Genomic DNA, 14592 nt, shown 5'->3' on the forward strand with positions numbered 1-14592 from the left:
TTTCAGAAAAATATAGCATTTTCGCGTTTTTTCGCTATAATAGATTAGAATGAAAAAACGGATATGAAAGAGGTTTTAGTCAATGACAAAAAGCAAGCCAATTATCATTGGTGTGACGGGTGGATCAGGAAGCGGGAAAACAAGTGTCAGCCGCGCCATTTTTAATAACTTTCCAGACCATTCCATCATGATGCTTGAACAGGATTCTTATTATAAGGATCAAAGCCATTTGAGTTTTGAAGAACGATTGAATACAAACTATGATCATCCCTTTGCCTTTGATAATGATCTGCTGATTCAGCATGTGGAAGAACTACTGAACTATCAAGCCATTGAAAAACCAGTGTATGATTATGTCGAACATACAAGAAGTCAAGCAACGATTATCCAAGAGCCAAAAGAAGTCATTATTTTAGAAGGAATCTTGATTCTGGAGGACGAGAGGCTTCGTGATTTGATGGATATCAAAGTATATGTGGATACAGATGATGACATTCGCATTATCCGACGAATCAAGCGAGATATGGAAGAGCGGGGACGGACATTGGATTCAGTGATCGAACAGTATCTTACGGTCGTCAAACCGATGTATCATCAATTTATCGAACCGACAAAACGCTACGCAGATATCATCGTTCCAGAAGGCGGAGAAAACCACGTCGCCATCGATTTGATCACGACGAAGGTTGCTAGCTTTTTAAACCATGATTGATAGATAACCGTTTCATTGCAAACAGTTGAATGGACTGCAGCGGTCTAAAGAATTTTTAGCCAGCACGTCAGTCAACTGTTTTTTTGTTTCTGTTCGATCTGCGAAAAAAAGACGAGGAGTTGCCATGATTAAACACACATCCAGTTTACAAAAGTACATACGGCTGATACCGATCATCGGACTGCTTTTCTTTTTGGCACTGATTATTTATGCGTATAGGCACGGGATCTTCCAATCGACTGAGTCGCTGCAAGCCTTTATCCAGCAGTTTGGACAGTATGCAGTGGTCATTTTCATCCTTCTGCAGATCATTCAAGTGATCATCCCGATATTGCCGGGAGGGATTTCTTCTGTAGTTGGGATGTTGATGTTCGGTAATGGATTTGGTCTGTTTTACAGTTGTATCGGTCTGGTGATCGGTGAAGCGATCGGTTTTTTGCTTGTGAGGTATTACGGAGTCGGTTTCGTCCAGCTGATCCTATCACCAAAAAAATATCAGAAATTCGATCAGCTGCTGACTCGAAAAACAAAGGACATCAAAAAAGTACTGGTGGTGACACTGCTTCTTCCTTTTGCGCCGGATGACTTGATCTGTCTGGTCGCAGGGCTTACGAAGCTCACCTTCAAAGAATACATGCAGATCGTCATTTTGCTGAAGCCATGGTCTGTAGGAGCATATAGTATGATCATGCTCTTTTTGTTCCACAAAGCACAAGGACATTTATAACTTGGTGAAAGAAAGGGATGCAGAGACATGGAAAAAATCAACGTAACAGAAAATGAGCTGGATGAGCTGATCGCTATCATACAAGAAGTATGGCCAGAAGCGTTCGTACCGATCATCGGGCAAGCACAAGTTGCGTATATGCTGGCAACGTATCAATCAAAAGAACAGATCAAAAAAGAACTGGCAGAAGGTGTCGCTTATTTTTTATTGAAACAAGAGGGTGAGACTGTCGGCTATACAGCCTATGAACATATTGACGGAAAGATCTATCTGAGCAAATTGTACCTACTGGATCGCGTACGCGGGCAAGGATTGACGTCTTCTGTGTTTCGCTGGTATGAAGAACTGGCTGCACAGACTGAGAAGAAAGAAATCTTTCTGCGGGTGAACCAAGGAAACAAACAAGCGATCGAGGTCTACAAGCATGAAGGCTTCATCATAACAGGAGAATTGATTTCAGCTATTGGCCAAGGATTTCAGATGGTTGATTATAAAATGGAAAAATCACTCGCATAAACGGGCAAACTATGTTAAAGTAGCTTTATGCGACGGGTCGAGAAGGCCTCTGGTTTACAGAGCGCCTAATTGATTTTGGAGGCACATGATAATGCATGTTATCACCTGCCGGATGCAGGGGTGTCGGGTGAAGACTTTTGTGGAAAAGAGCTTGCCTGCTTGAGTGATCAAGTACCAGTTAGAGGTTGGAACATAGCTTTTTAAGTTATGGTTCAGCCTCTTTTTTTCGCTTAAGTGCCAAATCTTGCACTTCAAAAATGTAGTTTTTCTTTCTTTAATGGTAAAATCGACGTTAAGCTGGATGGTTCAGCTAACTTGTTAAGGAGCTTTTTGTTATGTTTGGAAAACTGAAACAATTTGGGCGTCAATTTACAGAGACAACGCCTTTTATATTAAGTAACACAGTGATTTTTATTCCCTATCTTTTGTTTATGGGATTGAGTAACGGGTTTGGCTGGCAGTTGATCCTGCCTTTCACGTTGTTTTACACCTTTCGGATGACCGGGTTGTTTTTAATCAGCGGGATTCGTTTTGGATTAGATAGTTATACACTGCTGATGATCTCTCTTTTGATCGGCGGAGCAGGATCGCTTGTCGGGATCTTCGGGATGTTTTATTTCCCGCTCTTTTATTTTTCCAGTGTCTTGCTAGGATTGAGTGCTGCTTGGCTAGTTCCGGCAAATGTCACTGTCAATAGGCATGAGAAGCAGCAAGGGTATGTCAACATGAAAGGCAGCAAGTATTTCTTTGCTTTGTTTTTGCTGTTCATTTTATTTCGAGCGATCGAATTGCCTTATCCGCTCCAAGCGGGTGTGACACTTTCTCTTTATACGGTGTTTTATATCATGGCGTATCACACAGTGAGTCATTATCCGAGATACGAGCTGGATTTCAAAGACATCAAAAAGAATCTAGTCGTGACAAAAGAGCTCGTTTTGTTTGCGGTTTTCTTTGTTTTGTTGTTTGTCTTGCGAAATGCGCGGCTATTGGTGGATACAAAGCTGTTTGACTTTGCGATATTCGGATTTCTTCTTTTGTTCATCGTTCTCACTTTTTATCTCGGTCGTGCGAGAAAAAACTGGAAACTGCCTGATTGGTTGAATCTATTGACCTTTTTGAATGGAATGATCGGAAATTTCCTTTTCTTGTTCAGTACGATCTATATAGGAAGGGTCTATGGATTTGATAAGATCGCGATGCATATGTATGTCCCTTATATCACAGGGATGCTTCTTGCGAAGATTCTCGGTCAGTCAGTGCTGCGACGAGTGTCTAGTTCCCCTGTTGTACTGCAATTAGCCGGTATGCTGTTTTCTCTATTTGTTTTGCTGATTCCACATGGCTTTATCGTGGGATTGTTCTTGCTGAGTTTCTGGCATGCGGTGACCGGTAGCTGGCTGAATCAGGAATATTACGCGATCGAGACAGCTATACCTGCAGACCGTCGAGTGATCACGAAATATACCACACAAAACAAAGGGAGCGTGATCCATCAGTTCCTGTTGATGACGATGCTGTTCGGTACGGCATATCTGATGGATGAACCTCTTAATCTTTTGCTTCGACTGACTGGAAAAGGAAATGTCCCAGCTTCTGGTCTCGAGCTTTTGATCTATGTCAAATGGCTGAATATCGGTTTATTGATCTTGGGCGTCATTTCAGTTTATGTTTTATGGAAAAGAGGAGAGAAACATGCGTCTATTCGTTGATGGAGATGGATCGCCAGTAAAAGACGATGTGATTCGGATTGCACAGCGCTACGGGCTTGAGGTGGTCATTGTCACGAGCGTCGATCATTATACGACAAAAGAATATCCGGCAAATGTCCAACTGGTCTACGTCGATCGGGGAGCTGACAGTGCTGATTACAAGATCGTTGGGTTGATCCGGGAAAAAGATATTCTAGTCACACAAGACTATGGATTGGCTTCACTGGTCTTGCCGAAAGGGGTCAGAGTATTGCATCAAACGGGAAAAGAGTTTGATGAGAGCAATATTGGCACGCTTTTAGAACAGCGTTATTACAGTGGGAAACTGCGAAAAGCCGGGATGCGGACAAAAGGACCTAAAGCATTTACGGAAAAAGATCATATGACTTTTTCGCAAGCGCTGAAAACAGCGATCGAACAGGAATTGGCACGCAAAAAAGAATGGGAAGAGGGCTAGTCTGCCTCATCCCATTCTTTTTGTTTTTAGTTGAAGAAAAACAGTTTTTCAAGGGGTCGCTCATTTTCTTTTCTTATACATCTGGATCAATGCGTCGATCGCAAGGATAATGATGACAAGTGCGGCTATGGCGTAAGTGAAAATCCCAAGCAAGGAAACGACTTGCAAGTTCTCAACAGGCGCTGCTTGGACCAACAAAGAAGAACCCACGATCAAAGCAGCTAAAACGAGGCCGAACACCAGCCGATTGACCATATTTTCGATTCGATTCAACAGACTGTCCTGTTTTTTTAGTTCTAAATTCACTTTTCCTTGTCCAGATGCCCAGAGTTCCAGTAAATGGTGGAGTTGCTGCGGGATTTTCGGTGCGGCTTTTAACCCTTCCAGTAAATCCAGACCACTTTGCTTCAACGAATCCTCTATGTCCAAGTGCGAAAGGAAGTAGCGCTGTGCAAAAGGAGAAGCGACTTCCATCAAAGAAATTTCAGGGGCGAGAACTCGTATGACGCCTTCCAAAGTTCCGAATGCCTTCAACAATAAGGTGATATCTCTGTCAAACTGGAGATTGTTCTGGTGGCAGATCACAACGACTTGGGTAAAGACTTCCTGCAAATCGATTTCTTCAATGGGGGAGTCATAATATTGCTCAAGAAACGTAGTCAATTCTTCATGAAAATGACTTTCATCAAAAGGACCTTCTTGCTGACACAGCCGAAGAACTGCTTTTTCGATACGATAGGCATCTTTTGTGTATAAAGCAAGAACGGCTTCGGTCAGCTTTTGACGTAAAGTGACAGATAGACTGCCCATCATTCCAAAATCAATGTAACTGATCACGTAAGGCTGTGAAGCTGTTACCTGTTGCGTCGTTGCTTGCAAAGTGATCGGGCCGATCTCTTTTTGATATTCAGAAGCAGTGGTTGTTTGTGCGTGTTCCTGCTCTTGTGTCGACAAAGGATGAAACAGCAGGTTCCCAGGATGCGGGTCAGCGTGGAAAAACCCATCATCAAATACTTGTTTCATGAAATTCTCGATCAGAAGGTGTGCGATCTCCTGTTTTAGCTGCTTGTTGTTTTTTTCTGGAATCGGTGAAGGCTTGTCGTTTTCCAGCATCATCAACTGATTGAGATTCTCTCCTGGCATGTCTTCCATCACGATCATTTTTTCAGAGCAGAAGGCTTCATAGATTTTAGGGCTTCGGATCTCATGCCAGTGATTGTTTTTTTGATAGAAGGCTTCGCCGTTCTTACTTTCTTTCAAGAAATCCAGTTCATTACCCAATGATCGTTTTACTTCTTGCAAGACCCCTTTCAGGTCAACGACACTCGTCTCAGGAATATATTTGATCAAAGGGATCGCACGTTCAAACAATTGAAGATCGAGCGTGATCTCTTCTGCGATATTGGGATGCTGGACTTTGACGACTACAGCTTCACCATTCTTCAGTTTTGCCCGATGTGCTTGTCCCATGGATGCAGAAGCAAAAGGTGTTTTTGAAAAATCCTCGAAAATATCAGGAATAGACAATCCGAGCTCTGCTTCGATCGTTTGCTTCACGGTTGCAAAGGTATCGCTAGGCACGCTGTCTTGAAGCGTCTTGAATGTTTGAGTGAAGGAAGTCGTGAGCAGATCTTCTCTGACAGAAAGCATCTGTCCGATTTTGATGAAAGTAGGACCTAGTTCTTCAAATGCTTTTTTCACTTGTTCGGGATTCTTTTGTTGCACAAGATTGGGGACCACGCTATATTTGACGAAGATACGGACGATCTCTGCCAACCGACTGCGGGAAGTTGTTTTCGGCATGTATATCCCTCCTTTTCTTTATCATAACTTTTAATAGGGAATGCGACAACTATTCTGTTGAGAGGAGATGGAAGCGGCTGTAAGCTGTTTTTTAGGAGAAGGCTGTTTTTTTATAAATAAGGTGGTCGCTTAATTTTATTTTGTGCTAAAATATGAGAGTAAATCACTGAACGATTTAGAATACAGGAGGACAATCTTTTGAAGATTACTTTATTATACGGAGGACGCAGCGCGGAACATGATGTTTCCATCCTTTCAGCGTTTTCAGTCTTAAATGCGATTTATTATGCCTATTACCAAGTTCAGCTCGTATTTATCAGTAAAGATGGACAATGGGTCAAAGGTCCGTTATTAACAGAAAAACCTGCCAGCAAAGAAGAGCTGCATTTGACATGGGATCCAAGTGGCCGGATCACGGAAGGATTTACTGGAAGAGTCATCAATCCAGGGGAGATCAAAGAAGAAGGTTCGATCGTTTTCCCTGTGCTCCATGGGCCGAATGGCGAGGATGGTACGATCCAAGGATTCCTTGAAACGTTGAATATGCCTTACGTCGGGGCAGGTGTACTGACAAGTGCCTCTGCGATGGATAAGATCATGACGAAATATATCCTGCAAGCGGCAGGTGTACCTCAAGTGCCTTACGTGCCTGTATTGAAGAACCAATGGAAAGAAAATCCAAAAAAAGTGTTCGATCAATGCGAAGGTTCACTGCTTTACCCAATGTTTGTCAAACCAGCGAATATGGGTTCTAGTGTAGGGATCTCAAAAGCAGAAAATCGAGAAGAACTGCAAAATGCTCTAGCAACAGCTTACCGCTATGATTCACGTGCGATTGTAGAGCAGGGGATCGAAGCGCGGGAAATCGAAGTTGCAGTGCTGGGAAATGAAGATGTTCGGACGACCTTACCTGGTGAAGTCGTGAAAGATGTCGCTTTTTATGATTATGAAGCAAAATACATCAACAACAAAATAGAGATGCAGATCCCGGCCGAAGTACCAGAAGAAGTCCATCAAAAAGCGCAGGAATACGCAAAAATCGCGTACACGATGCTAGGCGGAAGCGGATTGAGCCGTTGCGACTTTTTCTTGACGAATAAAAATGAATTATTCTTGAATGAATTGAATACAATGCCAGGTTTTACAGAATTCAGTATGTATCCATTATTATGGGAAAATATGGGATTGAAATACGGCGATCTGATCGAAGAACTGATTCAGTTAGGGATCAACCGGTTCAACCAAAGACAAGAATTTTTTGAAAATGAATAAAGAATAAACATAATGGCAAGGAAGCCGGAGCAAAAGTTGAAAGACGATTGTTCTGGCTTCTAAATGTGAACAGGGACTATTTGATAGGATAGTCATGTGGTTTCTTATCACGACTGCACGTGAAGATGATCATACCGCTTTGTTCACAACCTTATCCACGGTGTTCAAGAAGCTGACTTTCGGCACTAAGTCAAAAACGAGCAGAACATGGGGAGCTGTTTCACTCATTTCTTCCTTACTGCTCAAGTCAAAACGCTTCTTTCACAACCTTTTCTTAGGAGAGATCTCAATGAATCTAACAATACAAGAAATTGCTCTGGCTACGGGCACACGTTGCACCTCACAGACAGAGATCACGAATGTAGAATTCGACAGCAGAAAAATCACTAAAGGCAGTTTATTCGTACCACTTGCTGGTGCGCGAGATGGACATGAATTTATCCAGCAGGCCATCGATAATGGGGCTGTGGCTTCTTTTTGGAGCTGGGATTTAGAGAAGGCACCAGAAGGGATCGAGATCATTTCTGTCCCTGATCCGTTAAAAGCGATGCAAGATGTCGCCAAATATTATCTGGAGAAAACAGGAGCAGAAGTCGTCGCCGTTACTGGAAGCAACGGAAAAACTACAACGAAAGATCTGACCGCTTCTGTCCTGGCTCAAAAATACAAGACATACAAAACACAAGGGAATTACAACAACAATATCGGGCTTCCTTACACGATTTTACACATGCCGCAAGATACGGAGAAAATCGTTTTAGAAATGGGGATGGATCACGCCGGGGAAATCAGTGAGCTTTCACGAATGGCTCCTCCTCAAGCAGCTGCGATCACTATGATCGGCGAGGCTCATATCGAAAATCTAGGCTCGCGAGAAGGAATCGCAAAAGCAAAAATGGAAATTACAGAAGGCATGTCTTCTAAGGGCTTGCTCGTGATCCCAGCTGATGAACCCTTGCTGACGCCACTGACAGAATCACTTGAACAAAGAATAACAACCTTTGGCATCGGTACAGGTGATGTAGAGGCAGTTTTACGATTAGAAAGCAAAACACGAACTGATTTCGAAGTGGAAGGCGAACGATTTATGATCCCATTGCCTGGAAGCTATAATGTGACCAACGCACTTATTGCTTACACGATCGGACGGTTCTTCGAGGTCTCGATCCCAGAGATCCGCCACGGTCTAGCCAATGTCTCTGTGACGCAAAACCGGACAGAATGGCTGCAAGCCGGCAATGGCGCTTCGATTTTGAGCGATGTCTATAATGCAAATCCAACGGCGATGGGCTTAGTACTAGATACTTTTGCGAATTTGCCCACTGACGGCAGACGATTAGCTGTACTTGCAGATATGCTGGAACTAGGGGAAGATTCTTTGCAGATGCACGCAGCGATGGCTGAACATATAGACCCAGACAAGTTTTCAATCGTCTTTTTATATGGCTCTCAGATGAAAGCCTTGAGAGATACACTGGCTGAGATGCATCCTAGATTAACTGTTTTTTATTTCGAGAATGAAAAAGAACAGCTGATCAATACAGTCAAAAGCTATTTGGAGCCTGAAGATAGCATCGTGCTGAAGGGCAGCAACAGTATGGGACTTGTTGAAGTCGTCGAGCATTTACTGCAAATGAAATGAAAATCTGTAAACTTGCAGAAAATGATAGAATATGTTAGAATAACCTATTGCCGAAAGATGAAGAGAAATTGGACTGGTTTTGTAATTGGTTGCAATTGCTAAAGCCAGATGTCATAACAATGATAAAGCTGAACGCGACCCGTTTGGCTTTTCTAATGCCTAAACTTCGCAAAGTGATTTTTCGGTGGTGCCACAGGGGCTAGGAATGAGATAACGTACGTGGCCACTGTCAAAAAAAGAAACAACACACTTTGACCGAACAAATCGACGGGGTAGCAAAAAAAGCTACATCCTCAGTTAACAACCACATAGGAGGATTCATTTGAAATTTAAAGAACTAGAATTATCACCAGAATTGTTGAAATCAGTCGAACGCGCTGGTTTTGAAGAAGCAACGCCAATCCAATCGGAAACGATCCCGTTAGCATTGGATGGAAAAGACGTTATTGGACAAGCACAGACAGGGACAGGTAAAACAGCAGCATTTGGTTTGCCAATGTTAGAAAAAATCGATCCGCAGCGTAATGAACTTCAAGGATTAGTCATCTCACCGACACGTGAGCTAGCAATCCAGACGCAAGAAGAACTTTACCGTTTAGGACGCGATAAAAAAGTCCGCGTACAAGCTGTTTACGGTGGCGCAGATATCGGTCGCCAGATCCGTGGATTAAAAGATCGTCCACATATCGTTGTCGGAACACCAGGACGTATGCTTGACCATATCAACCGTCACACATTGAAACTTGGCACAGTCCAAACATTAGTATTGGATGAAGCAGATGAAATGCTGAATATGGGCTTCTTGGAAGATATTGAAAAAATCATCTCTCAAGTACCTAGCGAACGTCAAACCTTGCTGTTTTCAGCAACTATGCCACCAGCTATCAAAAACATCGGTGTCAAATTCATGAAAGATCCGCATCACGTGAAGATCAAGACAAAAGAAATGACAGCTGATCTGATCGACCAATATTACGTACGTGCTAAAGAATACGAAAAATTCGATATCATGACTCGTCTGTTCGACGTGCAATCACCAGAATTGACGATCGTGTTCGGTCGTACAAAACGCCGTGTCGATGAACTAGCACGCGGATTAGAAGCGCGTGGCTATCGTGCAGAAGGAATCCATGGTGATTTATCTCAGCAAAAACGGATGAGCGTATTGCGTTCATTCAAGAGTGGACACTTAGATATCCTTGTTGCGACAGACGTTGCAGCACGTGGGCTTGATATTTCAGGAGTCACACATGTTTACAACTACGATATCCCTCAAGATCCAGAAAGCTATGTTCACCGTATCGGACGTACAGGCCGTGCCGGAAAAGGCGGAATGTCAGTTACATTTGTGACACCGAATGAAATGAACTACCTGCATGTTATTGAAAACTTGACGAAAAAACGGATGACGACATTACGTCCACCAACCGAAAAAGAAGCTTTCAAAGGACAATTAGGTGCTGCGGTCGAACAGATCGAAGCAAAACTTGAAGAAAACGGGTTAGATAAATATCTGCAAACTGCGGATAAATTACTGGAAGAATATTCTGCACAAGACCTAGTTGCTTTGTTATTGAAAACAACAGCAAAAGATCCATCTGATGCAGTACCAGTGAAAATCACCCCAGAACGTCCATTGCCAATGCAGAAAAAAGGGTACAACAAAAATGGCAAGCGCGGAGGCGGGAACAACCGTAACCGTCGTGACGGTGGAAGCTACCGAGGCAACAAATCAAAAGGCAGCTACAACAAAAACAACAGCAGCCAAAAAGAAGGCGGAAAACGTCACAATGACAAGAAACGTGGATTTGTGATCCGTACGAATAACGACTAAAAATCGCGATAGTATGATTTCGCTTCTCGAATCGTCCATCTTATCGGGTGTAGTGCCCTAGATGTGACTTTTGAGCTGAATCTCTTAATAGGACAAGACTGATAGAGTCTTGTCCTATTTTTTTATTCCGGAAACAAGTCGCTATTGTGTTTTGTAAAACTTTTTCTTTATGATGAGATGGGGCAAAAAACGAGGAGACAGACCGATTATTTGTCTTGTTGTCTTCTTTTTTTGGAAGGCTGTTGGAACGGCAGTAGTTTATGTTTTTTATAAATAGAAGCTATCATTTTTGTTATTTGTGTACTTATTTGTGGCAAAATGCCCAGAATTTGGTAGAATGAGAGTGTTCTAAATTTGTTGAAGAGAGAAAATCAGATGATAAAAGGAATTGGAATTGACGCAGTAGAGCTACCTAGGATCGCCAGGATCATCAAAGAAAAGCCGCATTTTGTCGACCGGGTACTGACCCCAAAAGAGATCGAATTGTTCCATATATTGCCTTTTCATCGGCAAGTGGAATTTTTAGGGGGACGCTATGCATGTAAAGAAGCTTTTTCAAAAGCATGGGGGACAGGTATCGGAAAAGTCACTTTTCAGGAAATCGAGATTTTGAAAAACGAGGCTGGTCAGCCCGTTGTCACGCAATCCCCTCACACTGGAACGGTTTGGGTCAGTATCACGCATACCGATGAAGTCGCTTTTGCACAGATTATTCTAGAAGAATAGAAAGAAGGAAGAATGATGGTAGTCGCTTGGCATCGTCCAACAAAAGCAGTTATACATACACAGGCTATTACAGAAAACGTAGCAAATGAGCTTGCAAGGCTCCCTGAAGGAAAAGAACTATTTGCTGTGGTAAAAGCAAATGGCTATGGCCACGGTGCTGTTGAAGCAGCACAAGCGGCAGTGGCAGGAGGTGCGACCGGTTTTTGTGTGGCGAATTTGGATGAAGGGGTTGAATTGCGAGAAGCTGGTTTTACACAGCCGATCCTCGTATTGAATATGATCCCATATGATGCCTTGACTTTAGCAGTTGCACACGATCTTTCGATAACTGCCGGTACATGGGAATGGCTGCAAAAAACGGCTGCTGTTTTAGAAGAAAGCAAAATGGATCATCCGCTTCGCCTTCATCTGAAAGTAGATACTGGGATGGGGAGAATCGGTTTCCTGACGCCTAACGGAGTAAAAGAAGCTGCGGAGTTTATCCAGAAAAATCCGTATCTATATTGGGAAGGTCTGTTCACTCATTTTTCGACAGCGGATCAGGCGGATGATACTTACTGGAATCTTCAAAAACAGCGATTTGAAGACGCAGTTGCGGTGCTTCCTGAATTGCCTCGCTATGTCCATGTCAGTAACAGTGCGACTGCGTTGTGGCATTCAGAGATTATCGGTAACATGATACGATACGGTGCAGCAATGTACGGATTGAATCCTTCTGGACATGCGTTGCCCGAGGTCTATCCATTGAAGCCGGCACTTGAGCTTGTTTCCGAGCTGATTCAAGTCAAACAGCTAGCTGCAGGAGAAGGGATCGGATATGGTGAAACATATGTCACCTCGCAACCAGAATGGATCGGTACAGTCCCAATCGGCTATGCAGACGGCTGGTTACGGAAAATGCAGGGTTTTTCACTATTGATTGACGGAAATTACTGTGAAACTGTAGGACGTGTATGTATGGATCAGCTGATGGTGCGCCTGCCTCATGAAATGCCTGTAGGAACAAAAGTGACACTGATCGGAAAGAATCAGAACGAAGAAATCACGATGCAAGATGTAGCAGATCAACTGGGAACGATCCACTATGAAGTAGCTTGTATACTAGGTTTGCGTATACCAAGAGAATATCAAGATTAAGGAGGATCCTATGGTAAAAAGAGGAGATATATACTTTGCTGATCTTTCTCCAGTCGTGGGATCAGAACAAGGCGGGACACGTCCTGTCTTGGTGATTCAAAATAACTTGGGTAACCATTTTAGTCCAACGATCATTGTTGCTGCGATCACAGCGAAAATGGCGAAACCGAAACTGCCGACGCATATCGGGATCAAAGCAACTGGGACTGGGATCGAACGTGACTCGGTTATTTTACTGGAGCAGATTCGAACGATCGATAAATCGAGATTGAAAGAAAAAGTCTGTCATCTCGAACGGTCGATCATGATGGAAGTAGATAAAGCATTAAAAATCAGTGTCGGGATCGAAGCGCTGACACCAGTGACAAAAAACTGCTGAGACTGCCAACAGCCTTTACATATAAAAGGATCAGTTAAATGGATAAAAAAAGATACGTCCTATCCAACGAATGTTTGGATGACGTATCTTTTTTGCGGCTGAAAGGAGTAATCCATAAAACTTCCTCCTTTGTCTGCTTTACTATTTTCTTACCAGCTTGCTTTTTTGACTCCAGGAATCAGCCCTTGATGTGCCAGTTCACGGAATTTCACGCGAGACATACCGAATTTACGCATGTAGCCGCGAGGTCTTCCGTCGATTAGATCACGATTTTTCAATCGTTCTGGTCGTGCATCCAAAGGCAGTTTGCGCAAGCCTTCGTAATCTTTTTGCGCTTTTAATTCTTGACGCAAAGCTGCATAGCGTTCAATCGTTTCTTGCTGTTTCTTTGCTTTTGCGATTTTTGATTTTTTAGCCATAAACAAATTCCTCCAGTTGATTGTATTGGTTGTCTAAAAACGTAAATCGTAATCATTACGCTTTTAGATACATAATTTACCACATTTCGAAAGAAAAGACAACTATTTTGTTTCTTGTGTAAACGATTCGAACGAAGACGATTTTTTTGTCAAAACAAGCCGATACTCGTAAACTGAAAGAAAAAAGGAGCGTGAAGATCATGCGCAGATTCGCAATGACAGATTACGGAGAAGCACCAGCTGTTTTTAAAGAAATCTCTGCCGAGCCCCGAGAAGTTACTGCAGGACATATCCGAGTAGCAATCAAAGCATTCGGGATCAATCCTTACGATGTGGCACTCCGTTCAGGAAAAATGAAAGAAGTACGTACCTTGAAATTTCCGTATGTTCCCGGAAACGATGGAGCCGGCATCGTCACAGAAACGTCAGCGGATGTGGATTCAGTCAAGATCGGTGATCGAGTCGTCATCCATACCGTAGGAGGAACCTATGGAGAAGAAGTGGTCATGCCTGCTGCAAAGGCGGCGAAAATACCAGAAAAGATGAGTTGGGCAGAAGCGGCAGGTATGGTAACAACGGGATTGACCGCTTATAATCTCCTCAATCACTTGCTGGATCTCCAACCGACAGATACAGTGATGGTACAAGGTGCATCAGGCGGCGTAGGAGCAAGTTTACTGCAATTGCTACATGAAAAAGGAATCAGAGTACTTGCCAGCGCATCGAAGAAAAATGAAGAAAAAGTACGGAAACTCGGTGTATCAGAGTTTACAGCTTATGACGAAACTGATCCAGCCGAGAAATTCGAAAATCAAGCAGATGTCGTGATCGATGCAACAAAGGGGAGTATCCAGGGAGAAACTGGGATTCGTATCATGAAAGAAGGCGGGCGTTACATTGCATTGAACGAACTGCCGGATCTGGCATTACGCCAGAAAAAAGAAGGCTTCTATGAATCTTACGTACCGCGAAAAGAATACCAAGATAAAGAAGCTTTTTCCGGTTTGCTGCATGCGTATGAAAAAGGTCTCTTTACTATTCCAATCGCTGAAGAACTGCCTGCGACACTAGATCATGTCATTTGGGCACACCAACAGCTGGAAGGTCATCCACCTGCTGGGAAGATTGTTCTGTTGAATAAATGACAGAGAACAAAGAAGATAATCAAAAAAAGCTGGATCACATCAGGTGGTCCAGCTTTTTGATTGAAGTCATCAGATGAAGTGCTCAGCGTAAAGTTATCTTTCTGATTTGTTTCA

Annotated in this window: 14 protein-coding genes; 12 read left to right on the forward strand and 2 right to left on the reverse strand. The window is 43.0% G+C overall.

Going from position 1 to position 14592, the window contains the following annotated elements; all coding sequences use genetic code 11:
* The first annotated feature begins 82 nt into the window (after window positions 1-82).
* The 5 genes from udk (at window position 83) to G7Y42_RS03895 (ending at window position 4121) form a co-directional block, all read left to right on the forward strand.
* Complete coding sequence (gene udk, locus G7Y42_RS03875) at window positions 83-712, forward strand: uridine kinase (protein ID WP_165004199.1); 630 nt, start codon at window positions 83-85, stop codon at window positions 710-712.
* Between the two features lie 124 nt (window positions 713-836).
* Window positions 837-1439, forward strand: coding sequence for a VTT domain-containing protein (locus G7Y42_RS03880; protein WP_165004202.1), 603 nt, complete (start codon window positions 837-839; stop codon window positions 1437-1439).
* A 27-nt stretch (window positions 1440-1466) separates the two neighbouring features.
* Window positions 1467-1955 (forward strand): GNAT family N-acetyltransferase, encoded by a 489-nt coding sequence (locus tag G7Y42_RS03885; RefSeq protein WP_165004205.1) that lies wholly within the window; start codon window positions 1467-1469, stop codon window positions 1953-1955.
* A 335-nt stretch (window positions 1956-2290) separates the two neighbouring features.
* Entirely contained in the window at window positions 2291-3664 is a 1374-nt protein-coding gene (locus G7Y42_RS03890; RefSeq protein WP_165004208.1) for an MFS transporter, read from the forward strand.
* Complete coding sequence (locus G7Y42_RS03895; protein WP_165004211.1) at window positions 3648-4121, forward strand: YaiI/YqxD family protein; 474 nt, start codon at window positions 3648-3650, stop codon at window positions 4119-4121. Before G7Y42_RS03890 ends, G7Y42_RS03895 begins: the two co-directional genes overlap by 17 nt.
* Before the next feature lie 60 nt (window positions 4122-4181).
* On the opposite strand, the gene G7Y42_RS03900 is transcribed toward G7Y42_RS03895, so the two are convergent.
* Window positions 4182-5924, reverse strand: coding sequence for an AarF/UbiB family protein (locus G7Y42_RS03900; RefSeq protein ID WP_165004214.1), 1743 nt, complete (start codon window positions 5922-5924; stop codon window positions 4182-4184).
* A 198-nt stretch (window positions 5925-6122) separates the two neighbouring features.
* On the opposite strand from G7Y42_RS03900, the gene G7Y42_RS03905 reads away from it, so the two are divergent.
* From G7Y42_RS03905 to G7Y42_RS03930, 6 genes are all read left to right on the forward strand, one after another.
* On the forward strand, window positions 6123-7196 hold the full coding sequence (locus G7Y42_RS03905) for a D-alanine--D-alanine ligase (protein ID WP_165004216.1): 1074 nt from the start codon (window positions 6123-6125) through the stop codon (window positions 7194-7196).
* Window positions 7197-7485: 289 nt separating this feature from the next.
* Complete coding sequence (gene murF, locus G7Y42_RS03910; RefSeq protein WP_165004219.1) at window positions 7486-8838, forward strand: UDP-N-acetylmuramoyl-tripeptide--D-alanyl-D-alanine ligase; 1353 nt, start codon at window positions 7486-7488, stop codon at window positions 8836-8838.
* 322 nt (window positions 8839-9160) lie between these two features.
* Window positions 9161-10672 carry a DEAD/DEAH box helicase gene (locus G7Y42_RS03915; protein WP_165004222.1) on the forward strand — a complete coding sequence of 504 codons (1512 nt, stop codon included), beginning with the start codon at window positions 9161-9163 and terminating at the stop codon, window positions 10670-10672.
* 375 nt (window positions 10673-11047) lie between these two features.
* On the forward strand, window positions 11048-11398 hold the full coding sequence (acpS, locus tag G7Y42_RS03920) for a holo-ACP synthase (protein WP_165004225.1): 351 nt from the start codon (window positions 11048-11050) through the stop codon (window positions 11396-11398).
* Window positions 11399-11413: 15 nt separating this feature from the next.
* Complete coding sequence (gene alr, locus G7Y42_RS03925; RefSeq protein WP_165004228.1) at window positions 11414-12535, forward strand: alanine racemase; 1122 nt, start codon at window positions 11414-11416, stop codon at window positions 12533-12535.
* Between the two features lie 10 nt (window positions 12536-12545).
* The gene (locus G7Y42_RS03930) at window positions 12546-12914 is read left to right on the forward strand and encodes a type II toxin-antitoxin system PemK/MazF family toxin (protein ID WP_165004231.1); all 369 of its coding nucleotides are present in this window, start codon (window positions 12546-12548) and stop codon (window positions 12912-12914) included.
* Between the two features lie 149 nt (window positions 12915-13063).
* Here G7Y42_RS03930 and rpsN read toward each other — a convergent pair whose 3' ends face one another.
* Complete coding sequence (gene rpsN, locus G7Y42_RS03935; protein ID WP_165004234.1) at window positions 13064-13333, reverse strand: 30S ribosomal protein S14; 270 nt, start codon at window positions 13331-13333, stop codon at window positions 13064-13066.
* 200 nt (window positions 13334-13533) lie between these two features.
* On the opposite strand from rpsN, the gene G7Y42_RS03940 reads away from it, so the two are divergent.
* Window positions 13534-14478, forward strand: a complete 945-nt coding sequence (locus G7Y42_RS03940; protein ID WP_165004237.1) for an NADP-dependent oxidoreductase — start codon at window positions 13534-13536, stop codon at window positions 14476-14478.
* Window positions 14479-14592 lie beyond the last annotated feature (114 nt).

The organism is Enterococcus sp. ZJ1622, from assembly GCF_011038845.1.
Taxonomy (GTDB): Bacteria; Bacillota; Bacilli; order Lactobacillales; family Enterococcaceae; genus Enterococcus_B.

Bases quoted from the DNA above. Each gene is read 5' to 3' on its own strand.
- udk (WP_165004199.1), top strand. From the start codon at position 83: ATGACAAAAAGCAAGCCAATTATCATTGGTGTGACGGGTGGATCAGGA.
- G7Y42_RS03880 (WP_165004202.1), top strand. From the start codon at position 837: ATGATTAAACACACATCCAGTTTACAAAAGTACATACGGCTGATACCG.
- G7Y42_RS03885 (WP_165004205.1), top strand. From the start codon at position 1,467: ATGGAAAAAATCAACGTAACAGAAAATGAGCTGGATGAGCTGATCGCT.
- G7Y42_RS03890 (WP_165004208.1), top strand. From the start codon at position 2,291: ATGTTTGGAAAACTGAAACAATTTGGGCGTCAATTTACAGAGACAACG.
- G7Y42_RS03895 (WP_165004211.1), top strand. From the start codon at position 3,648: ATGCGTCTATTCGTTGATGGAGATGGATCGCCAGTAAAAGACGATGTG.
- G7Y42_RS03900 (WP_165004214.1), bottom strand. From the start codon at position 5,924: ATGCCGAAAACAACTTCCCGCAGTCGGTTGGCAGAGATCGTCCGTATC.
- murF (WP_165004219.1), top strand. From the start codon at position 7,486: ATGAATCTAACAATACAAGAAATTGCTCTGGCTACGGGCACACGTTGC.
- acpS (WP_165004225.1), top strand. From the start codon at position 11,048: ATGATAAAAGGAATTGGAATTGACGCAGTAGAGCTACCTAGGATCGCC.
- alr (WP_165004228.1), top strand. From the start codon at position 11,414: ATGGTAGTCGCTTGGCATCGTCCAACAAAAGCAGTTATACATACACAG.
- G7Y42_RS03930 (WP_165004231.1), top strand. From the start codon at position 12,546: ATGGTAAAAAGAGGAGATATATACTTTGCTGATCTTTCTCCAGTCGTG.
- rpsN (WP_165004234.1), bottom strand. From the start codon at position 13,333: ATGGCTAAAAAATCAAAAATCGCAAAAGCAAAGAAACAGCAAGAAACG.
- G7Y42_RS03940 (WP_165004237.1), top strand. From the start codon at position 13,534: ATGCGCAGATTCGCAATGACAGATTACGGAGAAGCACCAGCTGTTTTT.